The sequence below is a fragment of the Afifella aestuarii genome (genome assembly GCF_004023665.1).
GTDB lineage: Bacteria > Pseudomonadota > Alphaproteobacteria > Rhizobiales > Afifellaceae > Afifella > Afifella aestuarii.
The window spans coordinates 1,188,800-1,212,050 of the sequence record NZ_SAUF01000002.1; the positions used below are offsets into that span (position 1 = coordinate 1,188,800).

Here is a 23,251-nt window from a genome sequence, read left to right on the forward strand (position 1 = left end):
CCACGTATCGTGCCGGGCGGCTCCCACCGTCCGGCCGATTTTTTCAAAGAGGCAGAAGCCATGCGCCTTCCCGGGCGGATCGATGCGGCCATCGCGGTTTTGACGGATGTGGAGGAGCGCCATCGGCCCGTGGCGGAGGCGCTCAAGGATTGGGGCCTGTCGCATCGTTTTGCGGGGTCCGGCGACCGCGCCGCGATCGGTGATCTCGTCTATGACGCGCTGCGCCGACGCGCCTCCATCGCCTGGCGGATGGGGGAGGAGACGCCGCGCGCTCTGGCGCTCGGAGCGGTGGTGTTCCACTGGGGCGAGTCTGCTGACGGTGTGAATCAACTTTTCAGCGAAGACCGCCATGCCCCTGAGAAGCTGACGGAATCGGAGCTTGAGAGACTTCAAGCAACGTCTGAGGAAGGCATGCCGGAGGCCGCCCGTTCCGATGTTCCGGACTTTGCCGCAAAAGAGCTGGAACGGGCCTTCGGCACCGCCTGGGTCGAGGAGGCGACGGCGCTTGGCGAACGGCCGCCGCTCGATCTCCGGGTCAACACGCTGAAGGCGGAGCGGGACAAGGTGGAGGGGCAGCTTGCGCGTTTCGGCGTGGAGAAGACGCGGCTGTCGCCCGTCGGTCTGCGTGTGCCGCCGCGCGAAGGCGCACGCCGGCATCCGAACGTTCAGGCCGACGAGGCCTATCAGCGCGGCCGCATCGAGATCCAGGACGAGGCGAGCCAGCTCGCCGCGCTCCTCGCCGCCTCAAGCCTCGATGACAGCGGTGGGCAGATCCTCGATTTCTGTGCCGGCGGCGGCGGCAAGACGCTCGCTCTGTCGGCGGCGCTCGCCAATCGCGGGCAAATCTACGCTCATGATGCGGACCGCCACCGCCTGGCGCCGATCTTCGAACGGCTGAAACGCGCGGGTGCACGCAATGTGCAGGTGCGGCAGCCGGGGGAGAGCGCGCTCGATGATCTTGCAGGACGGATGGATGTCGTCCTCGTCGATGCGCCGTGTTCCGGCTCCGGGACCTGGCGGCGCAGGCCCGACGCAAAATGGCGCATGAAAGAAGACGCGCTGCAGGCGCGCGCCGAAGAGCAGGAAAAGATCCTTCACGAGGCGTCCCGCTTCGTGCGGCCCGGTGGCGTTCTCGTCTACGTCACCTGTTCGCTGTTTCCTGCCGAAAATGGCGAGCGCATCGCCGCCTTCACCGGGGCACAGCCGGAGTTTCTGACCCTCGACCTCGCCCCGGCCTGGGACAAGGTGACGGCGGGGCCAGCGCCGCGCTGGGCGACGCCCGCAGGCCTCGTTCTCACCCCGGCCTCGACGGCAACCGACGGTTTCTTCGTCGCGGCGATGGCGCGGCAATCCTAGGCTGAGGCTTTGTACGGCGGCCCTTCGCGGTCGTCATTCAGCGCTTGTCGAGGGCCCGGGTGCGACTAGCTATGGGCACGAATGCAAAGGAGTGTTTCATGGCAGAGCCCGCGCTTCAGCTCTATTTCTGGCCGACGCCCAACGGCTTCAAGGTAACCCTGTTCTTGGAGGAAGTCGGCGTCCCCTATGGGGTCAACTTTGTCGATATCGGCAAGGGCGAGCAGTTTCAGCCGGACTTTTTGAAGATTTCTCCCAACAACCGCATGCCGGCGCTGATCGACCATGACGGGCCGGGCGGCGAGCCGATCTCGATGTTCGAATCGGGCGCGATTCTCATGTATCTCGGCCGAAAATTCGGCCGCTTCTATCCGACAGACGAGAGACAACGCGTGGAGGTGGAAAGCTGGCTGATGTGGCAGATGGCGGGCTTCGGCCCGATGCTCGGCCAGAACCACCATTTCCGCAATTATGCGCCGGAGAAGATCCCTTACGCCATCAAGCGCTACGAGGATGAAACAGATCGGCTTTACGGCGTTCTCGACCGCCGGCTGGAGGAGCGCAGCTTCGTCACCGGCGAAGAGCTGACGATCGCTGATATGGCGATCCTGCCCTGGGCGCGTTCTCCCGAAAAGCAGGGCGTTGATCTGGCGGATTTCCCCAATGTCGCACGTTGGCGCCAGATGCTGCTCGCCCGTCCCGCCTTCGAACAGGCCTTCGCGGTCGGTCTGGACAAGCAGATGGATCTGTCCAGCGACAAGGACGCGCAGGCGGTGCTCTTCGGTCAGCGCACGCGGCGATAGGCCACCAAGCGGCTCTTTTGCAGTGGGAGGCCCTCTGAACCTCTTGCTCACCATCCGCCATTAACCCCGGAAGCCGCCGCGCCACAATCTCGTGGCGGCGTCTATGGCCTGCAATCGGCCCGACCTCATCTGCACTTTCAGGGATTGGGAAGCTCGTGCCTATGCCGGCGCGGCCGGAACGGGCGTCTCGCGAGCGGCCGGCCGGTCTCGTCGACGGCAGCGTGGGTGCGATCATGCAGGCGCAAACAGAACCAAAAGCCTTTCCCGTAAGAGACCCGGTTGACGCGGGCCGCGAAACCGGCCATTTCGGGAGGTGGAGAGGTGGCCGAGTGGTCGAAGGCGCTCCCCTGCTAAGGGAGTAGACGGTTTATCCCGTCTCGAGGGTTCGAATCCCTTCCTCTCCGCCATACCTAAGCCATTGATAAAAGTGCAGTCTTTCACCCTTCGCCTTGCACCTGATGTGCACCGCCAATGGCGACCCGCGCACCATCGGCCGGGAGATAGGGTATGCGGAGACGAGCCTTGCCGCCCGGTTCCGGTTCAAGCGCATGCGCCAAGACCAGCCGCAGACGCTCTGCCTAAACGGTGCAGGCGCTTAGGTCCAAAATGCCGCCGCGCGGCGGCGCAGGGGGTAAAATCCGCGTTGGAGCTGGGATCTTGGGAAAGAGAAAGCAGCGCGGCTGCCGCAGTGTCGAGGACGATCTGCCGCGAATGGAGATCGAGTGTCCGGCGCTCCCGGACGGCCGGGACAGAGTCCCGGGCGCTCATTCCGCTAGGCAGGTAGAGGCGCTCGGCCCGCACGGCTGACACGTAGAAGTCTACTCGTTCCGCATTCACGAGCCGCTGCAGCGTCGCGGGTCGGTTGGGCCGCGCTTCGGCAAAGTCGCGAGCATGCGGCAGGACAACAAGGTCCTTACCCGGCATCTCTCGTTGCGTTTTCGATGCCGAGTGATCAGGACTGTCAAACTAGTCGTTCGGCGCAAATCCTCGTGTCGTTCATCAGGTCCTGGGCCCGATGGCCGTCCCGTCGGCCGCCACTGGGGAAGTCTTGCCGTATTCGCCAACGGCAAGTCGCTGATGCTCGCAGACACGCAACGCCGTTTCCTTTGAAGCTAAAATTCTGGAAACGGCGAAAGAGGGGGGCTTCGGGGTCGGGAATGCCTTCTTTGACCCGCAGCAGAGTCCCGCCCGAAGTGTTGTGCGGAGCATACACTTTGTGAGGCAGGCCCCCAGCCGGTCGGGTCCGGCTGGGCTGAACCTTGTCGCCGAAGGGAACCCCACCTCATCGTGGGCATGCTTGTCTACAGGTTCAAATCGAGCCGCGCGAAGGTTGTTCGGAAGCGATCTTATTTAGATAGAATTTCTCTCAGAAGTGTCGTCCGCTAATGCCGAGGCGTGTGGGGCGGAAATACAAAGCGAGCCCTCGGTTCAATGGGGAGGGGCGCTCGGTATAGGTTACGGTTCGCTGAAGCTTGCTTCGGCCATTCGTGTACTGAGGACATTGCCTTGCCGATCTCTGCACTTTTAATTGGTCCGGCCGGTGCTCTTGTGCGTTCGGATGGATCGCGATCAGCCGAGTCCCTCAGGAGGGCATAGATGAAGGGGAGAGTTGCATGAATGCGAAGATCGCGGTGATTCCAGTATTCATGCTGATCGCGGGAGCGGGCATTGCCAATGCTGCACCAACGCAGGAGCTGGTCGATTTCTTTGTTGAGCAGGGCTGCGCGATCGGACCTTTGACGAGGGCCGTCGCCCGAAGTGCTGGCTTTTCCGACACGGACATCGACGCTCTGGTCGCGGAAGCCGATGACAGTGCCGAAACCATCCGGACCGGAGATTGGGTCGTGCTTCCGACAAGCCTTTGCCGCATTTCGCCGCCCGAGGTTAGAAGTGAGATCCGCCTCGATGATCCCGAGGTGCAAGCGGTGACGACATCAATCGACGCCTATGCTGAATTCGACGAGATCGGCTGTTTTTTAAGTGGGCAGGAGATCACCGAGCGCGTTCAAGAGACGCGAGGATGGGGTCAGGAGAAAGCGTTTCGTGAGTATCTGCGGTTCCTTGCGGAAAATCTTCGCAGCCACGACATTACTTTTTATAGTGATGATATGCTCAAAACGCCCCCCGGATTCCAGGTCCTGACGGGCGATTGCGCCGATGTGCCGAATATCGAAGACATTCGGCGATCGCAGGTGCTGCGTGACCGGGAGTTCGACACGCTTGTGCGCACCGATTCCCGCGAAGTCGTATGCCTTCGCGATGACGCCCCCAGTTACCGCTTCATGGAGCTTGCGCACAAACTTACGGGTGGCGAGATCACCAATGCCTGGATGTTCTTCGAGGTGAAGCTGATGGCCCTCGGCGGCGGCTGGTTCGTGGGAACCAGCGCCACACAAAAAGGTACGCCCCGGCCTCCGCTTTGCCGGTTCGAGTAAGCCATGCTGAGAGAGGGGAAGAGACGCGTACGCCGTGGGCTTTTGCGGCTCTAAGTATGCTGATAAACGGCGACGACTTCATCGAGGCGGCGCTGTTCAAGATCGCTTCGGCGGATCAGAAAGTCGACCGCTCCATTGGTGAAACGCGCTTGCATTGTCGTCGGCGACACCTTAATTGAAGAATATGAATTCATTACGTCATTATAATCAGTATTATTATGATATATGTAAAATATATAATATCAATTATTTTTACTATAACCGTATGTTATATGATGATACATGATCCGATGTATGGGTGGATGGTTCTCGCTTTTGGGTTGTTGTTGTCGATGATTATTTGAAATTTTGTGTCAATAAACAAAGAGAAATCGGATGATGATGGGGTCGTGAGTGATTATATTTACGACCTATCACGGCCGGATCGCGGCGACATCCAGCATAAGGGTGATGGAGACCGCACGGAGATCCTGGCAAGCCACGTAGATCTGAAGCGAAATGAAGTTTTTCTGGGAGATTGATGTTGCGGGTGACGGGTGGATCAATTTATAAAATAATTATATCGTTATAATTTTATTCTTATGGAGTTATGTTTTTATATGTATGCAGCGCGCCGGAAATGATATAAATGTATATTATAAGAATAATTAAGAGAATATTATTATATATTTTATTTTTTATTTTGTTTGATTGGATTTATAGGAAGGGGGCTGAGGGTGAGTTCCCTAATTATCTGGTTGTGGTCGGAGCGTTCGTGGGGCTGTTGGTAATTATAATTTTAGGTTTTGGGGTTGCGTGTGCTTTAGGCAGGCGCGAGGGCAAGAACTGGCAGTCGAGCGTGGCTCGCCTTGGAGAAGACGGAGCGGCGCGACGCTCGCGTCTGGCCGGCGAGTGGGTCGTTGCCATCTCTATGTTTGGCGCACTGCCGTTTGCTTACGTCCTCGGTAGCGCATTTCCGGACAGCATTATGGGTCCGTTTGTCGTCAAGATGGCCTCCTATCTGCTGATGATGCTCGTCGTATTTGTTCCCTTTGTCCGTGCCATGGACCGCAAGCGAAATCGGCTGAGGACTAACAAGATGCTCTAAGTCTGCTGATAAACGGCGACAACTTCATCGAAGCGGCGCTGTTCAAGATCGCTTCGTCGGATCAGGAAATAGACCGTTCCCTCGGTGAACCGCGCCTGCATCCAGTCGGAGATGTCGAGCTGCAGCAGGAGTGTCCAGGTCTCGGCTTCCGCCTTGATGCGGGGAAGGTTTTCGCGCCAGAGCTCTTGCGGCAGGTGCTGGACCCCGAACTTAGAGACCACGACCGCATCGAGGCGAGGATCATCCTGTTCCGGTTCGGAGCTGCCGAGCAATTGCTGACGTCGCCAGTGCTCCTCCGGGTACATGTCGTGGTATTCCACCAAGGCCGCTTCATAATCCTCTCGAAAACGTTCGCCGTCGTCCCCGGAGGCATCCCATCGCAATTCGGGAAGCCTTTCGGCGTCGAGTGACGCTGGGTGCGTGAGGCGCCAGGTCGCGGCCAACTTCATCTCGCGTTGCGGCGCGCCGTAGGCCGTGCCTTCCTCATCGTCGTGCCTTATGTCCGCAAGCGCTTCGAGCTCCGCTTGTGCCGCCTCGGCGAGATCGGAAGGCATATGAGCCTGCGAGAGGTTTGAAGCTGGCGAGGTATCCCAGATGACGCGGGCCGCGCGCGTGCCGGTGTCCCAAGGACCCGTCATATGGTCGTAGAAGAAGAGAAGCCGACCTTCTGATGGAAGGATCTCCGCTACCTCGCCAAGCGCGGTCGCTTCCTGGAGGTCGACTTGTGCGATGAAGGCGTAGGGCAGGCCGCGCTCCATATGGGCGCGCAGCTCGCGGCCCATCTCGGCATTTGCGCGCCCGGCTATCTCCTGCGGATCGCTCGGTATCGGCGGTCGGGGCCAGACAAAACCGTCCGACACGTCGGGCACGCCGCCGATATGGGTGTCGCCGAGGCGCCTATTTTCGGACGCAACAGGCTTGAACACGATGGCAGGCACCAACGCCTCCACCATGCGCTCCAGCCGCGGCGGGTCGAACCAGTTTGCAAGTGCTGCCGTCGCTTCGGCCAGTCCGTCGAACAAAGCTCGTTTCCTCATCGTTTGGTGCGCCGGCCCCGCTGAGCTGTCGCTATGTCTCGCTGCTTTCAGGTTGGCAAATGCCGCCCTCTCCGAGATCGTACACTGGATCGTACCGTGGTGATCCTGCAACACTCATCGACAGTCATAGTGATGACGGTTTGGCTTAAATCAGCGAAATATATTAAGGCATTCTACAAGCAGAGAATTTTGGGGTTATGTTTATATTTGTTTCGCTTGCTGGATAATTGCCTAGCTGTGAGAATAGCGTTGTCTTCATAGAAGCGCCTCGCTATGCCTCCATTAGCTTTGCTGGGGGGCGATTGAATGTACCGAGGTGCCGCCACTTTGGTGGTCTTGCTGTCGTTGGCGGGATGCGCGTCTTCGTATTTGCCGTCGGGCGGACCGAAGACCGGAGCAATTCGAAACACGACGCTTTCGCCGTCCGGTCAGCCTGTTCCCGTCGTCGATCTTTCAGTCGCGGCCTACTACATGGAACCTCCGCAGTCCGTACTGGGTGAGGGCATGGAGCGCCCTGATGCGCCTCGTGGTGACCTCTCACGCCTCGGCCGGGTTGGTTACAACGCGACGCGACTGCGTCCGGGCGACGTGATCGAGGTGACCATTTTCGACACCGGTGAAGAGGGGTTGTTCGCCTCGACTGCGAGCAAATCGCTGGCACTTGGTCGATTCACGGTCGATTCCTCCGGCTTCGTAACTCTGCCCTTCGTTGGGCGCCAACGTGTGGTCGAGTCTACGCCCGCCGCACTGCAGGACCAGATCGTCAATGGCTTGCGTGGGTCGGCGGTCAATCCTCAGGCCGTGGTCAACGTCATCGAAAAGCCTGGAGCGGTTGTCACGGTCGATGGGGCGGTGCGTTCGCCTGGACGCTTCCCCATTTCGGGAGGCGTATCGGTGCTGGATGCCATTGCCCTGGCCGGTGGAGCGCAATCCAAGCCACAGGAAACCACGGTCACGGTCGAGCGAGGGGGACACCGCGCGTCGGCCACGTTGGAGCGAGTGCTCGCCTCGCCCTCGCAGAACATCCCGCTTGCCCCGGGAGATCGCATTTTCCTCGGTGAGGACGAGGCGGCAGGGAAGACGTCTTATACGACCTACGGCGCGTTCAAGAGCGCGGGCGAATTTCCCTTCGAACCCGGAACGTTGACGCTCGACAAGGCGATCGGCCGGGCAGGTGGATTGCGTGACGATCAGGCCGATCCGCTGAATGTCTATCTCTTCCGGACCCAGAAGGTGCCTGGCGTCACTGCAGCGGTAAGTGCGGGGAAGAGCCCGGGAGCGCCAGCGCCGACAGTGCTGCGGCCGATCATTGTCAGGGTGAACATGAAGGACCCGGCGAGCTTCATCCAGATGCAGAGCTTCGAGATGCTCGACGGAGACATCCTCTATGCCACCAACGCGAAGTCGGTCGACTGGGCGAAGTATCTGAATTTCCTCAAATCGTCGCCGCCGCCATTGCCTGCTGCGCCTGCGCCGAGCGCGTCTTCTTAGGCAAAGCTCTTACGCCGGTTCGGCGTCGATCACGATCGTCGTCACATTGTCGGAGACCTGAGCAAGGAGTGCGTCCTGAACGAGAAGGTCGACGGCGCGAGGTCTTTCCTCACGAAGCAGGATCTCGGCGATCGCCCGCTCCGGCAGGGCACGCACCAGAGGAGCGGAACATAGGAGAAAGCGGTCATGCGGCTGCAGGCCGTCACTGAACGTATCCAAAAGAACCGAGGTTTCGGGGCCTCCGATGGATCTCGCGAGGCGTCGCCGGATGCCGACCTCGACGTGATCCCGCGTCAAGCCACGCATCATGCCGTCCCTCAATAGGTAACAGCGGACATCGCCCGCCCACAAAACGGAGAAGCGCCCCGCAAACTGGGCGAGCAAAGCCACGCTGGCGCCGCCGGAGGTGCGGTCGGAGGCTGCGGCGCTTCCGTTCATGTCCCGCGCTTGCCCGGCCCGGAGCAGCGTGTGCACCCGTCCGAGCTTGCCTTTGATATCTGCGACGAGCTGGTCCAAGGTCTCGTGCGGCGGGATGTCGTTGATTGCCCGAGCGACCGTCTGTGCGGCCCGCAGCGCTGCACCGTCTTTGCCGATGCCGTCCACGACGGCCATGATCGATGGATGGTCGCGCTGTATGGCGACATCCGCGTGAAGAGAAGAGCGCAGCCCTGGATGTTCTCCGAGGGTTGATGTCAACCGCAGCGGCGGACCGACCGCTTCGATCGGGTTATGTTGGCTGCGGGTCTTTTCAGAGTTGGCAATCCGTCGATGCTCGAAAGCTTCGGCGGATTCGTCTGCGGCGGGCAGGGAGTCGCGGCCGACGGATGTGTGCAAGCTCCTCGGCAGGTGGGAATGCTCGTGCAGGGCCGATCTGTTTGCGGCAGGCGCCGAAGAAAGCATGGTGAGGAACGCCGCCGGTGTCGGGAGCCCTTCGGCGGTAAAGCCGGTCGGCCAACCGTGCGGCCCACGTTCGGTCCACCATTCTGAGATTGAGGCCGACGGGCGTGAGCTGTGACCGAAGACGGTCGGTGGGCGCAGGCGCCTTAGCTTGTCCCGGAAGACAATAAGATCGAAATCCGGCTGCCGGGCCGTTTCGGCCATGGCTTCGAGTGCGGTGAACCAGGTTCTGTCGTCTGCCACACGTTGCGGATCCATGGCAGCGTCGAGACGGGCCGCAGCAATGAGAGGAAAGCAGCGCCCGATACGGTCGCGGCTCGGCAGCAAGACGCCAGCCATGCCGTGCGGGCCACAAAGCCCCGCCGCCAGGGTGAAACGCCAGGGCGGCGCCGCGAGAAAACTCTCCCGCCAAGCGTCGCCAAGCGCCTGACGGCTGGCGACCAAACCTTGCTGCAACCAAGCGCTGAATGCCTCGAGAAAGCGGGGGTCGAGGTCGGCCGAAACGAAGTCTCCATGGGTCGGCACCTTGCCGAAGAATCCAGGATGAGCTGCTTCGACATGCTTTTCTGTCCTGCGCCCCCTCCGGCCGATCATCTTCCGCCTCCCTCGGTCGCCCCAAGAGTGAGAGCATGAACACTTTTTATGCGGTCGCTGCCGATGGAGGTTAAAATTGCGACGGGCATTGGAATTCGCTCAGAGCCGGGAGCTGGAAAGGATTGAGGACAGACCCGAACTGGACGTCGAAGACCGCCTGGCGTGGGCCGTCATCGAAGCGCACGCGCATCAGGTCATTGCGATGGGAGACGATCGTCGCTTCATCGAAAATGCGGAATGGCGACCAGTCTCCACTGCGCGTCATCGCTTGGCTGATGTCTCCGGGCTGGAAAGCAATGCGCGACTGATTGTCGGTCTCGCTTGAGGGCCAACGGATCGTCTTTCCGATTTTGGGTCCGTGATAATAGACGACCCGCTCATTCTCGATCTCCAGCAGGACTGCGTTGGCGTTTTGCGAGAGCGAGACAGGCTCCACGTTGATCGCCACAGACGGCTCCTCGCTGTTGGGCGGAAAAAACGCGCGGCGGATCTCGTGAGCGCGCTCAAATTGGGCGATCGCTTGCGCTTCCAGTCCATCGGCGCCGAAGGTGCCGCGCCACGTCCAGGGGCTCGCGGTGGTGTCGACGAAGGGCGCGAGCCGCTCTTCGAAGAACGTTGCAAAAAGCCCCTGCGGTCCGAACAGCCGGGTGAAGTCGGCAAGTGAGACATCATCCGGCGAATCTCGCGTGAACGGATAGCGGTTGGTGACGGCGGCCGCGCACAGGTTCGCTCCGCTGCTCGCCCAGGCTTCGCGGGCGCTTGTGCGGGCCGTCTTCACCGCAAGTGCGCTGATGTCTGCGGAAAGGCCCGCCATCCACGTGGCGACCGGCTCCGGCAAGCGGCGCGCGGTCTGCAGCAAATCCTGGTTCGCCTTGGTGAGCTCGCCCTCCGCATTGAAGACCTCGGCCACGGCCGCTGTGGACGTCGAGGCGCGGGAGAGCTGCTGATAGATCGTGTCGATCAGGGGTTGGAGTGCGGCTATCTGTGACGGCTTCTCGCTCCCATCGGCAGAGGTCGCGTCACTGTTTCGTCCCTCGGCTTGTTCCGGCACTTCCAAGGCGGCGCGCAATGGTCCGTATGGGTCTGGCGCATTGGCGAGCGCAAGCGGGGACGCAGAGCTCGAGGCCGCAGCCGCGCCAGCGGATTCGGCGATTTCGGTAGCCTTGCCTTCCGTCATGACAGGTCGAAGGTCGGTCGCTTCGGCGACGGCTTGAGCCAGGGACTCAATTGGGCTCGGATCGGTCGCGAGTAGCCGCGCGGTTTCTGTTTCTTCGGCTAAGGTCTGACTGGGGCGCACCCTGATGTCGCCGAGAAGCTCGGACCAGCGGCGCTGAAATGTGTCGAAATAGATGTCGAGTGCTGCGTTCGATACCGCGTCGATGGTTGTCGGTTGCACCGTTGACGAAGAACCGCGCACCCAGGTTTCGCTCAACGCTTCGCTCGCTGCGTCGCCGAGGAGCGGCAGCACGGCCATACGGTAGCCGTTCCCTGTATAAAGACCGTCGATACCTGCGCGCAGACTGTCGCCCGAAGCACGTTCGAAAGCGCGTTCGCCGATGGGACCCAAGGCGTCGGCAGGCACGAAGGAAGGGAGCGCACTCGCTGTGGACTTCGACGCAAGAATATCGAAAGCGCGCTGGGCATAGCTGCGGTCGGAGATCTTGTCTCGGGTCTCCGCGATCAGTCGGTTGTCCAGGGTGAGCGGAGGCAAAGTGCCCGTCGCCATGGCGCCCGTATGCGCAACCAGAGCCTCGCGGACGCCAGCGCGTCCTTCTTCAGGATAGAGTTCGGAAAAAAGCTGCTTCGACTGCGAGACCACGTAGTCGGGATCGAGATCGCCGAGGCCGCCCAGCATCCCATAGAGCTTAAGCGCCTCGAAAAGCGCGGCAGGATCGTCGCTTTCGCGCATCGTGGTCTGAAGTTGCACCAACAGGCGCGGCAAGAGAAGGGCGTTGAGAGCTCGTTGATAAGCCGCGCGTCGACGGCTTTCGATCTTAGGCCGTTGATCGAGCCCAAAGCTGGCGGGCCACACGCCGGGGCGCTCGAAACTGTCGGCGATCGCGGAAAGATTGTTGAGAGCGGGCAGGATGCGCAGGAAGTCCGCATCGTCGACATCGCGAACGGGGATGCCTTTGACCGCGTCCTGATAGGCGTCAATCCGCTCTTCAGCCTGCGCGAGCGCTGCCGTGTTCCGAAAATATGTGAGGGTCCAGCTCGTCATCACGAAAGCGAGAACCAGGGCCGCTGCGCCGTAAGCTATCCGGCGCACCATCCGCTGACGTGACGACAGGCGCCGATCGCGATTGACGAGTGAGGCCTCGCCAAAAATGACGTCTTTGAACAGGCGGGTAAGAAAATAGCTGCGCCGCATGCGAGGGATCGGTTGGGCGGACAATCCCCGTTCGCCTTCCGTCATCTGAGTTCCAGATGCGAGATAGACGCCGCGCACCAATGGCGCTTCTACCAGCTTCGAACCCGAGCAGAGTTCGACCAGTATCTCGTGAACCGTATCCTTGAGAGCCGACAATTCGGCTGGGAAACGAAAGATGCGGCCCCGCACCGCGACATCCGGCTCCTGCTGAAGGCGCTCGATCAGCATTGATCCGACGCGCTCCTGCAAGAGCGAGAATTCTTCGAGAAAGCGCTCGGGGAGGTCCTTGGCTTTGTCGCTGTCGGCGAGATCGAAGGTCATGCCCCAGACCTGTTCCCGGTCGCTCCGGTTGAAGCCGTCGAAGAACTCGATGAAGCCGGTCAGAAGGTCGGCTTTCGTCAAGACCAGATAGGCCGGTATGCGAGCCTTGAGCACCTCGTCCATTTCATTGAGGCGCTTGCGGATGGCGCGCACTTCCTCCAGCCGTGCGTCGGGCGGACGATCGACGAGGTCGGCGATCGACAAGGTGATCAACACACCGTTCACTGGCTGTGAGCGCCGATATTTCCGTATGAGATTGAGGAACCCGTCCCACCCGGCCTTCGCCGCGCCGGACAGATCGTCTTGGGTCGTGTAGCGTCCGGCGGTGTCGACGAGGATCGCCTCCTCACAGAACCACCAATTGCAGCTTCGGGTGCCGGCTATGCCGCGTGTGCCTTCCCCTTCGGCCATGCCGACCGGGAAGGTCAGGCCGGAATGAGTGATGGCCGTGGTCTTGCCGGAGCCCGGCGCACCGAAAAGCACGTACCAGGGCAACTCGTAGATATAGCCGAAGCGCTTGCGCGATACGCGACGCAAGAGGGCCAGGGCCTGCCGGAGCTGGTTGCGGATCTCATCCACCTCGGCGGTCCGCTCGCCTTCGGCAAGCGCCTCGGCATCCTGCTCGATGCCTTCGACCAGCTCATTGTCGCGCCTCCGCGAGCGGAGAAAAGAGATGCCGAGATAGAGAAGCCAGGCGGCAAGGACCACTCCAATGGCAATGAGGCGGTTGCCCGCACTCGCCAGCGGTTGGAAATCGCCGAATTTGAGGAGATAGCCGTAGAACCAGATGACGAAACCGATCGCGACGACCCAGATAACCGAAAGGAATCGGCGGCCGATGAAGCCGGAATAGGCGTCGACGTAAGAGCGGATCGTGTAGAAGTAGCTCAGCGGGTTCATTGGGTCTTGTCTCCGCCTTCAAGAGCGGCCGGAGTCTGCGCTTCGGGTTGGTCGGAGGGGGCTATCGGTGGCGCGCCTTCCTGCGCAGGCGTGCCGGAAGACGTCTGGTTGAGCCGGGCCGCTGCGTCGGTCATGACGAGGATCTCGGTGCGCCGATTCATTTCGCGCCCCTCAGGTGTGTCGTTGCTGGCGAGCGGATCGCTGTCGGCACGTCCCTCTGTGGTGATCGCATCCGGCCCCGTGTAGAGAGCGAGAATGTCGCCGACAGCTTTCGCGCGGGCCTCAGACAGATCCCAATTTGAGGGGAACTGGACCGTGCGGATCGGCACATTATCGGTGTAGCCGACGACGACGGCTTTGAATCCCTCCGACGACAGCGCGCCGCCGATACGTTGGATCAGGCCGCGAAAATCCGGGTTCACGTCGGCGCTTCCCGTCTCGAACAGGCCGGAATTGGCGATGCGCACCCGCAGCCGGCCGTTCGCGTCCGATAGTGTCACGAGGCCGGCGTCGACCTCGGGCTGAAGAAACGCCAAGAGATTGTCGAGGCGCGTCGGCTCTTTGGGAGCCTCCGGCTGCTCGACCACGGCCGTTCGCGTGACCGGTTCCTCCTTCGATGGTGGCTCCTTATCCACCTCCGGCGGCATCTCGCGTTCTCGCGGATAAGCTATGGCGGCGAGGCTCGGCGCTTCGCTCGGCGGCAGATCAGCCAGGCGACGGGCCGTCACGTCGGAGTCCTGGTTCAGCCAGAGAGTGAACAGAAGATAGCTGAGCCCGAGCGCCAGAACGAGACATGCCAGGAGCGTCCAAAGCACCGTGGCGGTGCGCAACGGCTTGTGACGAGCCACCACTCCGCGCCAATGGGGCGAGAGTTCCCGCTCGAAGACACCGTACTGGCCGAGGAGCGTCCGGTAGAGGCTCTCGCGGATGCGTTCCAGCTCCAGCGTGCCCCGCGGCGAAACCCGCGTGCGTCCCTCGAAGGCGAGCGACAGACAGAGATAGATAAGGAGAAGCAGATCCTTGTTGGCGCCGGGGCTTTGATGGAAATGGTCGAGCAGATCGAAGACACGGTCGCCACCGGTGACGTCCATGTGAAAGGTCGAGACGAGGCCGGACCGGGCCCAGCCCATCCGCTCGCTCCACGGCTTCGACAGGATCACGTCGTCGATCGTGGCACAGACGACGTAATGGGCGGCGCGGGCCCGTTCCGGGCTGATGCGGGCGCTGGCAAGATCGCGTTCGTAGCGCCGCACGGCATCGATCACCGCCCCGCGCATCTCGTCCATGTTCGGGGCTTTGGTGCGCTGGCGCAGCTCGTGCGCGAGATTGAGAAGCGGAGCGGCCGACGCGACGAGGACTGGCACCTCTTCGCCGCCGAACCGGAAGTCGCGCATGATGGCGGCCGCCGACCAGCCCGTTGCCGGGCGCGGCTCGTCCGGTGCTTCCGTTTCGTTGCCGGACGCCAAGATGTCGTCGAACGCCATGTTGTCTTGCGCGGCGGCGGGGTCCGGCTTGGCGTCACCGTTTGGATCGCCGTGAGAGGGAAGGTCGCTCATTCGCGTAGCGCCCACAGTTCCATTTCAAGGTTGGGGAAGTCTCCCGCCAGATGCAGCGCGATGGCAGCTGACGTGTCGAGCTGGCGCCAAAGCGGCGATCCAGTGTCGAGTTCGAAATAGACCCGGCCAGAGCGGTAGGGCAGCTGACGTGGCAGCACTGGCAGCGGGCGCACCGGAATGCCGGGCAGAGCCACGTTGACGAGTTCGACGATGCGCTCGACCGGGCCGACCTTGATCTGCGCGGGCAGCTTGCGACGGATCTCCTCGCCCGGCATGTCTGCGCCCACCACCAGGACAAAGCCCGCACTGGCAAGAAGTGACCGGTCAGGAATTGTGCCCACTCGGACGCCGTGCCGACGTTCGACCAGATCGATGGCGACGGCGGTCTGCTCCAGTACTGCGGAGAGCGACGTGCGCAGATCGTCGAAGACGGCGGCAAATGTCGCCTTGAGGTCGTCATGGCGATAGGGCGGAAACTCGGCGGCGCGCTTGTCCTCGGTGGTGAAGGTGGCGAGTTCGCCGGCCAGTCCGATGCAGAATTCGTAGAGTACGAGAGGATGGAGCCGGGTCGCATTCGCGGCGATGTGCGCAAGCAAGGGATCGGCGCGATTGAGAATCTGCAGGAGAAAAAAGTCGCCGACTTCGGCTGTGCCGCGGATCGTCGGATCACCGATGCGATCTGCGATCGCTTCGGCGCGGTGGCGCACGATGCCCAGAAGTTCTCGGATCAACTCAGCGAGGCGCGGTTCGGCCGCGCAGTTTAGAGACGGGGCGAGATATTCGGGATCGAGGATGACGGCCCGGTCGGAACGAACCTCGACGACACGGGCCAATCCGATGAGATCGTAACCGGCCAATTCGTCGCCGGTCTTGAGGAAACGCAGATTCAGTCGGGAGATATCGATCGGCGCAATGAAGTCCGTATCGAGATTTGCGTCAGGCGCGTCGAAGTTCGAAGCGGCCAGCCTGACGCCGGCGCGCGCATCGCCGCCGTCTACGACCGAATAGGCGCGGCCGGGGCGCCGTCCGGGCAGCGCCAGATAGATGACCTGCTGCTTTGCGGTTTCTTCAAGCGCGACCGGCGGGGGCAAATCGGTATCGCCGGGTGCCTCGAACGGGGTGCCGTCGGGTAAAATGCCCCTGACGCTGGACAGGGCGAATTGGCCGACAGCGAGCGCGCCGTGATCGATCTCGATCTCGGAGATACCCCAGGGATAGGCCACGGTTTCTTGACTGGAGGTGCGCACGAGGCGCTCCGTCCAGCGGTCCGCCTGCTGGAAGTGTTGTACGCGAAGGAACATGCCCTCGCTCCACGCGACACGGTTTTCGTCCTTCATCTGCTTCGCTTCAACCTGTCTTCGACGCTACTGGCGGTATCGATGTCTTCATCGCCTGCGATGAGAGACTTTAGAAATTCCTGAACTGAGAGGTCGCGGCCGTCCTGTCGGAACTGTGCGCGATAGGCGCGCCAGTAGTCGCGGCGTGGCCACGGCAAGACCGTGCCCGCACTGGCGTCTACACGGGCTTCGAGCGCGCGGGGCTCCAGCCTCGGCCCGAGCTCGCGCAACAATTGCTCCATCGTCTCGCGGAGGATGGTCTGGCGCTGCGTCAGGGCCGCGATCCGGGTGCCGATGTCCGACTGCCCGGGAAACGGCCCGGCACCGGAATAACTGATCTCAAGGCCGAACAGACGGCAGATTTCATCGAGAGAATCTTCGCAGTCGCGCAGCATCGACAGCAGGTGAGAAGTGGTCTCTCCACGGCCGAAATCGCCGTCTGAAGATGGCGACCCGGCGGTTTGCGCCTTTTGCTCAATCTGGGCCGGTGGATCGGTGCGTTCCGCCGGGACTGATCCAGACCTTCGGGATGGTCCCAGAATATCGGCAATCGCCTGTTCGGTGGTGTCTTCCGGAGCTGCCTGCCCCTCCGCAACCAGGGGCGGGGCATCCGGCGTCCCGTCGTGATCAGGTCCGGCGGGGCCGCTTTCGCTCAACGGCGCGTGTGGGTCCGTTGCGTGATCCGGCTCGGAGGTCGAAGGCGTCGGGTGCTCCTCGGGTGTCGAACCGGAAGTCGTATCCGCCGCCTCAGGTCGAGGTGGCGCCAGGGCGTCGAAGGCGTCGTCGGGAATATCAGCAGCTGGGTCGGGCCTGCGGCGCCGCCGTCGCGCACCCATGCGGGGAACCGCGGTGCTTAGCGCAGGCCGGTGCTCGATGTTGCTGGCATAATCGCCGCCAGCGTCGGCATTCCAGTCGTTGGGCAGGAGCGGTTGCGTCGCGTCTGTTTCGGGTGGTCCGCTCCAGCCGATCTCAACCTCGCGGGAGGAGGGGACCGTAAACGTGTCCCGCCGGGCGGACGCATTGTCGGGTTTACGGTTAGAGGCCTCGCCGTCATCCCAAGCCGCGGCGCCGCTGAGGCCACTTCCCCGCTGACGTCCCGGCGCCACGTCGGCCAGGATCGAGGAAATGGTCGGCGCCTCGTCGCTGAGACGCAGATCGGTATCGGGATCGTCCAGGTCAGGCTCGGGCTCTCCGTAGATGGTCACCTCGAAGATCAGGGCGCCGAAGGCGATGACGGAGCCGGATGCGAGCCGCGCTGTCTCGCCCTGGCGCAACAGATTGCTGTCGACACGGATCCCGTGAGCGCTGCGGTCCTCGAGGACGAAGGATGAGTGGTCACGGCTGATGATGCAGTGAAAATCGGACAGCGTCCCGTCCTGATCCTCGACGATCCAATCGCAGTCCGGACTGCCGCCGAGGCTGCGACGACCGCGCTCGAACGTCCATGGCCGGCGCGATCCCCGAACCGGTTGCCCTGCGGTCTGTCGTAACTCAAGCCGCATGTGAGGCTCCTTTCTCCCCGGCCTCCGCCGTGTAGAAAGCCTCGTCGCTGTCTCGCGCTGCCGGGGCAACGCGTGCCCAGCTGTTCCAGCCGAGCCGCGGTTGGGCGGCGCCCGCGCCGCCCAATTGGCAAAGTGGGACCTGCTCTTTCTTGAGGACCACCTGGACGTCGAAGGTCAGCCCGATGCCGACGAAAAGGCGCGTCAACGCCACGAGCTCTCTGGCTGCTGCGCCTCCAGGCGCAAACGCGCAATAATCGCGATAGTCCAACGGCCCGAGCACGATCCGAAACCCACTGGAGCGGTCTCTTACAGCAGTACCGGCCATCGTGTTGACGCCAAGGCGAGCGGTCGGGCCAAGAGCCGTACGGTCGTGCTCGGCAACGGTGAGCCAGCGGGGCCGGAATTGCTCGATCTTCACCGGGAGGCCGGTGAAGTCGGCGAGCATGGCTCTCAAGCTGGAAGCGTTCCGGGTGCGCTGCGCGAAGAAACCGGCGAAACGGAGGATCACGTCGGTATCGACGCCACTCGTCTTCTTGAGGCCGCGCGTTCCGAAGCCGGTCAGCGAGAATAGCGCCGTCAGGAAAGCGTTGCCGGCGCCACGCCCGCCCCAGCGCAGCCGCCTGGCGAGGTGATACTTCTCCGCCGCGGCGAAAAAGAGCGCTGCCAGGCGGGCACCGAAGACGTCAAAAAAGGCAAGCAAGGCGTGCGAGCGGTTGCGCTCTTCGCGCATCACCGCCTCGTCATAGGACGGCGGCAATACGCCGAGCGGGCCGATCAGGCCCGATACAGGCGTGGAGGCAATTGCGCCGTTACGGCCTTGGTCCAGCACAACCGGCACCGATGCCGGAGCCACGCCAAAGGGTGACGTGATGTGAACGTCCGCGTCTTCGGCAGCCAGACGAAACGCCGTTGAGGGCTCGAACAGCCCAGGCTCCTGGATCAGTCGCTGGCGCAGGCGTGAGATGTCGTCCGCTGGTTCGGTCGCCGCGGGCGCTACGCTGTTGGGTTTGCGGAGGGCGCTCATATGAGCGGCCTTTCCGCTGCGCGGGCAGGGAAGCGGGCCACCGGGCGCGATTGGCCCCTGAGGTGAACGGTGAGGCGGCTGTAGCTGTTGATTGCGGTATAGAGGCCGAAGAAACGATCGAGCACGGCGGAGAACAAATACGCCGAGGGCCTGTCGATCATTGCAGGATCGAACGTCAGATCGATTTCCGTACCGGGAACCATGCCGCCGCCGGCGATCCGTGCCGTCGCGCTCCGCACCTCGATCGCGGAGATCGAGTCGATGATCTGACGTGTTTCCGGAGTGTCGCGGAAAGCATAGAGCTTCAAGACATCCCTAAGCGCGCCGCCACCGCGATCGGCCAGAGACAGATGGTTCAGAAGAAGGTGCGAGGCGAGGCGCCAGTTGCGGCCATCGCTGTCGGTGAGGCGAACCGAGGGTGTCGGAGGAAACAGGGCTTCCACAGCACCGACACCGTCGGTGCTATCCACCAATTCAAGGCGAGGATGTCCGCCGCCGAAAGGCAAATGTTCGGGCAGGTCTCGGTTGAGGCACAGAGCTTCTACACTCGCGACCGCGTCGAGCGGGCCGGTCACTTTCCGCGCTTCATCGACAAAGGCAATGTCGATGTCGCTGGTGTGGTCCTCTTCGTCGAAGCGGCGAGTGATTTGCCAGAAGACCGGCGGACCGGAGGTGCGCGTCCGCCCAAAGAATGGCTGGCTTTGGTGGCTGGCGCCGCTCCGCTCGTTGATGCTCACGCTGTCGATCGACTGGATCTCGCGCGTCTTCTGGCGGCGTGAATCCGGCAAGAGACGATACTCGGTGCGGGTGCCATCGAGGGTGATCGGCTCGCAGCTCTGGCGAAACAGATTGACCACCGGGGAGGCATTGAGAACGAAGTCTCGGGCCGAGACAGACTGTTCCAGTGCGCTATCTGTCTGATCGAGATAGATGAAGATGTCGACGGCATCGCCGGCCCACGCGTCGATTCCACGAATATCAAGGAACAGGAACTTCTGCGGCAGGGCGAAGAATTCGGTGAGCAGCCGGTATCCGACAAAACTTGAGGCCGGATAGGGCAGCATTCCTTCGCCCTCGCCAAAACCGATGGGGCTGAGGTTCGACGCCGGCAAACGTATCGGCTCTGTATCTCCCGAATGTCGGGCGAGCGCTATTCCCAGCGTGTGGTTCATCAGAAGTTCGGCGAGGGCGCTTGCTTGACGCCAAGGAGCTGCCAGGAAAAGGCGGAGCCGGTCCAGGCCGAGGCCGGCAAGGCCGCCCTGGCCGCTGCGAGCGCGCAGCGACAGTCGAAGACAGGAGGCGGCCCCGTGATGGGGAGCCGGCGCATCCAGCGGCTGGCCGGCGAGGCTCGCGGCAGTGAGTGTGATCGGCGCGACGGCAACATCCTGCGTGGTGCGGAAGCGGCAGCTTTCTCCGCCCACGGGTTCCGCGCGGATCTCCGAATGGCGTGGAATCAGACGCACATTCGCCAGATTGGCATCCGGCTCGAAACGCACCACGGACATGGAGGGAATCGGTGCGAGGTAGTGCGGATAGAGAGTTTCGAGCAGCCCGTCAGTCAGCTCGGGAAACTCGTCGTCGAGCTTCTGGCGCACGCGTGCTGCCGAATAGGCGAAACTCTGAACCAGTCGCTCCACATGAGGATCGTCGGCGACCTCTCCGGTCAGTCGCAGGCGCCCGGCGACTTTCGGAAACGCCGCGGCAAAGCGGGAGGCACGCTGGCGCAGTGCGTCGAGTTCCTCGTTATAACGTGCGAAAAAACCGTCAGTCACCGGGCGCCTCGAGCTCGATGCGGTTGGTAGAGGGGTCGACCATCGATTCCAGGCGGATCGGCGGCATTGCCTCGTTCACCCGGAAGTGGGCTTGAATGCGCATCCGCAACGCGCGGTCGCCGTCACCGCGGCCCTTGAGAACGGTGACCTGGACGTTGGACAGCCGCGTCTCGAAGAGTTCGATGCGCCGTTCGATGGCCCGTGCGAAACGCGCCTTGGCGACGGGCGAGCCGAGGCTGGCCCCGACGAAGCCTTCGATGCCGAAGGAGGTGAGCGCGCTGTCCAGATGCGACTGACCGGGAGGCGGCGAAACCGGGGGCTGGCGTGTATTGAGCAATGCCTCCAGATCACGACGTATCGCCTCGCGCAGGCGACGAACTTCATCCACCGGACGTAATGGTTGGTCTTCGATACGATCGGGCTCGGCATCGAGCAGGCGGTCGAGCAGGGGCTGCGAGATGCTGCCGCGGCCAGGCACAAAACGGTCGAGAGGGTCAGCCATAGCTTGCCTCCGCCGCGCCGGCCTCGCCAGCAGCCTGACCGAGGCTTTCGACCTCGCGCGCGGCCATGAGCGCATCGCCTGAAAGGAAACAGCGCTGGCCGCGACCGACGGTGATCCCGCTCGGGCATTCGTCCCACACGGTCTCCCAGCCGAGCTGCAGCGCGGGCTCGTCACTTGCGCCATGGTAGATCATCGGCAGGAGAACCGGTCCGATGCTGCCATCGGTGAGACCGAGTTCTGCCGGGCGGAAGGCGAGATCCCGCGGCCGCGTCATCGGCGCCAATGAAAGTGCCTGGATGCGCTCGAAATCGACCCACAGATAGGCGCCGCCGGAGGTCAGGACCTCAAGGGCGTGGGGGATACGATCGTCACAATCGCGGAAATCCTGGACAGCTGTTCCGTTGACCGTCATCGCTCGGGCGCCGCGAGCCGTCTCCAGGGCCTCGAGGGTGGCCAAAGCCGTGTCCCGATCGGCATCTCGATGAGCGATCGAGAGCTTCAACGCGAGCTGGTCGCACGGACTTGGCACGCCCGGAAAGTCGGGAACGGCGCCGGTTTCGAAAAAAGCGTCGCGCGCCGCCATGGCGCGTAACTCGGCCCTGAGCCGGGCTAGGCCCACCGCGTCTTCCGGATCGAGGGAGGTGGCCAAAGCGCATTGCTTGTCGGCGCGTTCATAGGCCCCGGCGAGAATGAGAAGGTCGATGAAGAGGCCGCGTGTCTTTCGGTCTTGCGGAGCTTGGCGGACTGCTGCACCCGCATGCTCTATCGCCTCTTCGAGAGCATTTTTGTCGAGATAGTCCGCGACTGTGTCGGCAATCGTCATGCGAAGACCCTTTCCTCCGGAGCTGCCTCCCCACTTTGAGGTCGCGCGGTCTCGGCTTCGGTTTCGGCGACGAGGTGGAAGCTCGTGGTGACGTCGTCGAGTTGGAAATGAGGCTGCAGGCGCACGGTGCAGATGTAGCTGCCCGGTTTGCCCGGAAGGTTGCCGACCTCGATGCCGGCTGAGCGCAGCGGAAAGCGCGTGCGCAGCTCGCTGCTGGCGTCGTCATTGCCGAGCGTATAGCCGGCCAACCAGTCCGCGAGCCGTCGTTGGATCGTCGCCGCATCGGACAGGCGGCCGATCTCGTCGCGAAGGATCACTTTCAAATAATGCGAGAAGCGCGAGGCGCAGAGCACATACTGCAGCATTGCCGCCAGCCGCGCATTCTGTCGGGCGCTCTCGCTGGAATGGTGCGGCGGAGCGTGCAGCGATTGGTTGGAGTTGAAGACGATATTGGACGACAGATAGGTGGTCTCGATTGGCACGATGCCGAGATCGGACAATTGCTGTGCTTGACGCACTGTGATGCGCGCCTCGACGGGCGATTGCGCGGAGAGGCCGCCGCTCTCTGTGCCGAAGTCATAAGGCGGAAGCTCGGTTGCCCCGAGCATGCCGCCGTCGATTCGGTCCTGGCTGACGCCCCGAAGATCCGCGAACCAGCCGGTCTCGATAAACGTGCGGATCACGACGACCGCAAAGGCGAAGGCGCCATTGCCCCAGAGAAGGGTCGAGGCATCGGCGGCAATTGTCTCTCGGAACGGAAAGCCGTCGTCGCGGCGTCGATCGTAGGCCCGGTGCGGCTGACGCAGGAGGACGCGCGGCGCCACCAGCCCGAGAAAGCGCGCGTCGTCGTGCGCTCTCAGCGTGTTCCAGCGGATCATTGCGGGATCGTTCTGAGCTTGCGCCAGATTCTGAACGCGATTGAGGTCGCGGAAATGGCCGAGTCCGGTCGCCTCGGGCGACGCTCCGGCGATAATCGGGCAGAACGCCGCTGCGGCGACGCTCGCAAGGGCGGTCAGCATCCCCACGGGGTCGCCGTCTTCGCTTTTGTCCTCGGGTGAGATCATGTAGTCGGCGATAAGGAGGCCGAACGGCTCACCACCCGGCATGCCAAACTCCCGGCTGTAGACCAGCTCGAAGAGATGGCTCTGGTCGAAATCGCCGGCCCGCTCCAGACTGCGTGCCAATTCTCGGCGGCTTGCCGAGATGACCCGCACCTTGACCTCCTCGCTGCGCGCTGCCGTGCGCACGATAAGAGCGAGGCCGCGCCAGCGCGCCTCCATCTCCATGACCTGCGGATGATGGAGAATGGCGTTCACCTGGCGTTCGAGAGCAATGTCGATGCGCGCGATCAGCCGGCTGACATCGCTGCGCCATTCCAAATTGCCGGTCGTATCCATGTCGCCCCCCGCGACTGGTTGGACCGGCGCCAAGGCTGCCGGTCCAAAT

General features: G+C 62.5%; 16 protein-coding genes and 1 tRNA gene. 6 read left to right on the top strand and 11 right to left on the bottom strand.

Translation table 11 applies throughout. From position 1 onward, the window contains the following. Positions 1–60 precede the first annotated feature (60 nt). From EO094_RS14005 to EO094_RS14025, 5 genes are all read left to right on the top strand, one after another. The gene (locus EO094_RS14005) at positions 61–1,356 is read left to right on the top strand and encodes an RsmB/NOP family class I SAM-dependent RNA methyltransferase (RefSeq protein WP_128293133.1); all 1,296 of its coding nucleotides are present in this window, start codon (positions 61–63) and stop codon (positions 1,354–1,356) included. Between the two features lie 98 nt (positions 1,357–1,454). Next, positions 1,455–2,156: a glutathione binding-like protein gene (locus tag EO094_RS14010; protein WP_128293135.1), complete on the top strand. Its 702-nt coding sequence runs from the start codon at positions 1,455–1,457 to the stop codon at positions 2,154–2,156. Between the two features lie 315 nt (positions 2,157–2,471). Further along, positions 2,472–2,563: transfer RNA gene (locus EO094_RS14015), tRNA-Ser, on the top strand. A gap of 1,206 nt (positions 2,564–3,769) precedes the next feature. Then, positions 3,770–4,591, top strand: coding sequence for a hypothetical protein (locus tag EO094_RS14020; RefSeq protein WP_128293138.1), 822 nt, complete (start codon positions 3,770–3,772; stop codon positions 4,589–4,591). Positions 4,592–5,219: 628 nt separating this feature from the next. Then, positions 5,220–5,678, top strand: coding sequence for a hypothetical protein (locus EO094_RS14025; RefSeq protein WP_128293140.1), 459 nt, complete (start codon positions 5,220–5,222; stop codon positions 5,676–5,678). Here EO094_RS14025 and EO094_RS14030 read toward each other — a convergent pair. After that, a complete protein-coding gene (locus EO094_RS14030; protein WP_246008514.1) occupies positions 5,675–6,700 on the bottom strand; it encodes a DUF1963 domain-containing protein in 1,026 nt (341 codons plus the stop codon). The two genes, EO094_RS14025 and EO094_RS14030, sit on opposite strands and share 4 nt — an antisense overlap. A gap of 321 nt (positions 6,701–7,021) precedes the next feature. On the opposite strand from EO094_RS14030, the gene EO094_RS14035 reads away from it, so the two are divergent. Continuing rightward, the gene (locus EO094_RS14035; protein WP_128293144.1) at positions 7,022–8,206 is read left to right on the top strand and encodes an SLBB domain-containing protein; all 1,185 of its coding nucleotides are present in this window, start codon (positions 7,022–7,024) and stop codon (positions 8,204–8,206) included. Between the two features lie 9 nt (positions 8,207–8,215). Here the strand turns inward: EO094_RS14035 and tagF are convergent, their stop codons facing one another. The 10 genes from tagF to tssC all read right to left on the bottom strand — a co-directional run bounded on the left by tagF (position 8,216) and on the right by tssC (position 23,202). After that, positions 8,216–9,697 (bottom strand): type VI secretion system-associated protein TagF, encoded by a 1,482-nt coding sequence (gene tagF / locus EO094_RS14040; RefSeq protein ID WP_128293146.1) that lies wholly within the window; start codon positions 9,695–9,697, stop codon positions 8,216–8,218. A 70-nt stretch (positions 9,698–9,767) separates the two neighbouring features. Continuing rightward, positions 9,768–13,289: a type VI secretion system membrane subunit TssM gene (gene tssM / locus EO094_RS14045; RefSeq protein ID WP_128293149.1), complete on the bottom strand. Its 3,522-nt coding sequence runs from the start codon at positions 13,287–13,289 to the stop codon at positions 9,768–9,770. Beyond that, complete coding sequence (gene tssL / locus EO094_RS14050) at positions 13,286–14,845, bottom strand: type VI secretion system protein TssL, long form (RefSeq protein ID WP_128293152.1); 1,560 nt, start codon at positions 14,843–14,845, stop codon at positions 13,286–13,288. The genes tssM and tssL overlap by 4 nt, the downstream gene beginning before the upstream one ends. Continuing rightward, the gene (gene tssK / locus EO094_RS14055; RefSeq protein WP_128293154.1) at positions 14,842–16,182 is read right to left on the bottom strand and encodes a type VI secretion system baseplate subunit TssK; all 1,341 of its coding nucleotides are present in this window, start codon (positions 16,180–16,182) and stop codon (positions 14,842–14,844) included. Before tssK ends, tssL begins: the two co-directional genes overlap by 4 nt. Beyond that, positions 16,179–17,684: an FHA domain-containing protein gene (locus EO094_RS14060; protein WP_128293157.1), complete on the bottom strand. Its 1,506-nt coding sequence runs from the start codon at positions 17,682–17,684 to the stop codon at positions 16,179–16,181. Before EO094_RS14060 ends, tssK begins: the two co-directional genes overlap by 4 nt. Next, a complete protein-coding gene (gene tssG / locus EO094_RS14065) occupies positions 17,674–18,708 on the bottom strand; it encodes a type VI secretion system baseplate subunit TssG (protein WP_128293159.1) in 1,035 nt (344 codons plus the stop codon). The genes EO094_RS14060 and tssG overlap by 11 nt, the downstream gene beginning before the upstream one ends. Continuing rightward, the gene (tssF, locus tag EO094_RS14070; RefSeq protein WP_128293162.1) at positions 18,705–20,480 is read right to left on the bottom strand and encodes a type VI secretion system baseplate subunit TssF; all 1,776 of its coding nucleotides are present in this window, start codon (positions 20,478–20,480) and stop codon (positions 18,705–18,707) included. Before tssF ends, tssG begins: the two co-directional genes overlap by 4 nt. Continuing rightward, positions 20,473–20,982, bottom strand: coding sequence for a type VI secretion system baseplate subunit TssE (gene tssE / locus EO094_RS14075; protein WP_128293165.1), 510 nt, complete (start codon positions 20,980–20,982; stop codon positions 20,473–20,475). The genes tssF and tssE overlap by 8 nt, the downstream gene beginning before the upstream one ends. After that, on the bottom strand, positions 20,975–21,805 hold the full coding sequence (locus tag EO094_RS14080; RefSeq protein WP_128293167.1) for a type VI secretion system accessory protein TagJ: 831 nt from the start codon (positions 21,803–21,805) through the stop codon (positions 20,975–20,977). The genes tssE and EO094_RS14080 overlap by 8 nt, the downstream gene beginning before the upstream one ends. Beyond that, complete coding sequence (gene tssC, locus EO094_RS14085) at positions 21,802–23,202, bottom strand: type VI secretion system contractile sheath large subunit (protein WP_128293169.1); 1,401 nt, start codon at positions 23,200–23,202, stop codon at positions 21,802–21,804. Before tssC ends, EO094_RS14080 begins: the two co-directional genes overlap by 4 nt. Positions 23,203–23,251 lie beyond the last annotated feature (49 nt).

Coding starts and splice junctions, on each gene's coding strand:
- EO094_RS14005 (WP_128293133.1), top strand. CDS start 61: ATGCGCCTTCCCGGGCGGATCGATGCGGCCATCGCGGTTTTGACGGAT.
- EO094_RS14010 (WP_128293135.1), top strand. CDS start 1,455: ATGGCAGAGCCCGCGCTTCAGCTCTATTTCTGGCCGACGCCCAACGGC.
- EO094_RS14020 (WP_128293138.1), top strand. CDS start 3,770: ATGAATGCGAAGATCGCGGTGATTCCAGTATTCATGCTGATCGCGGGA.
- EO094_RS14025 (WP_128293140.1), top strand. CDS start 5,220: ATGTATATTATAAGAATAATTAAGAGAATATTATTATATATTTTATTT.
- EO094_RS14035 (WP_128293144.1), top strand. CDS start 7,022: ATGTACCGAGGTGCCGCCACTTTGGTGGTCTTGCTGTCGTTGGCGGGA.
- tagF (WP_128293146.1), bottom strand. CDS start 9,697: ATGATCGGCCGGAGGGGGCGCAGGACAGAAAAGCATGTCGAAGCAGCT.
- tssM (WP_128293149.1), bottom strand. CDS start 13,289: ATGAACCCGCTGAGCTACTTCTACACGATCCGCTCTTACGTCGACGCC.
- tssL (WP_128293152.1), bottom strand. CDS start 14,845: ATGAGCGACCTTCCCTCTCACGGCGATCCAAACGGTGACGCCAAGCCG.
- tssK (WP_128293154.1), bottom strand. CDS start 16,182: ATGAAGGACGAAAACCGTGTCGCGTGGAGCGAGGGCATGTTCCTTCGC.
- EO094_RS14060 (WP_128293157.1), bottom strand. CDS start 17,684: ATGCGGCTTGAGTTACGACAGACCGCAGGGCAACCGGTTCGGGGATCG.
- tssG (WP_128293159.1), bottom strand. CDS start 18,708: ATGAGCGCCCTCCGCAAACCCAACAGCGTAGCGCCCGCGGCGACCGAA.
- tssE (WP_128293165.1), bottom strand. CDS start 20,982: ATGGCTGACCCTCTCGACCGTTTTGTGCCTGGCCGCGGCAGCATCTCG.
- EO094_RS14080 (WP_128293167.1), bottom strand. CDS start 21,805: ATGACGATTGCCGACACAGTCGCGGACTATCTCGACAAAAATGCTCTC.
- tssC (WP_128293169.1), bottom strand. CDS start 23,202: ATGGATACGACCGGCAATTTGGAATGGCGCAGCGATGTCAGCCGGCTG.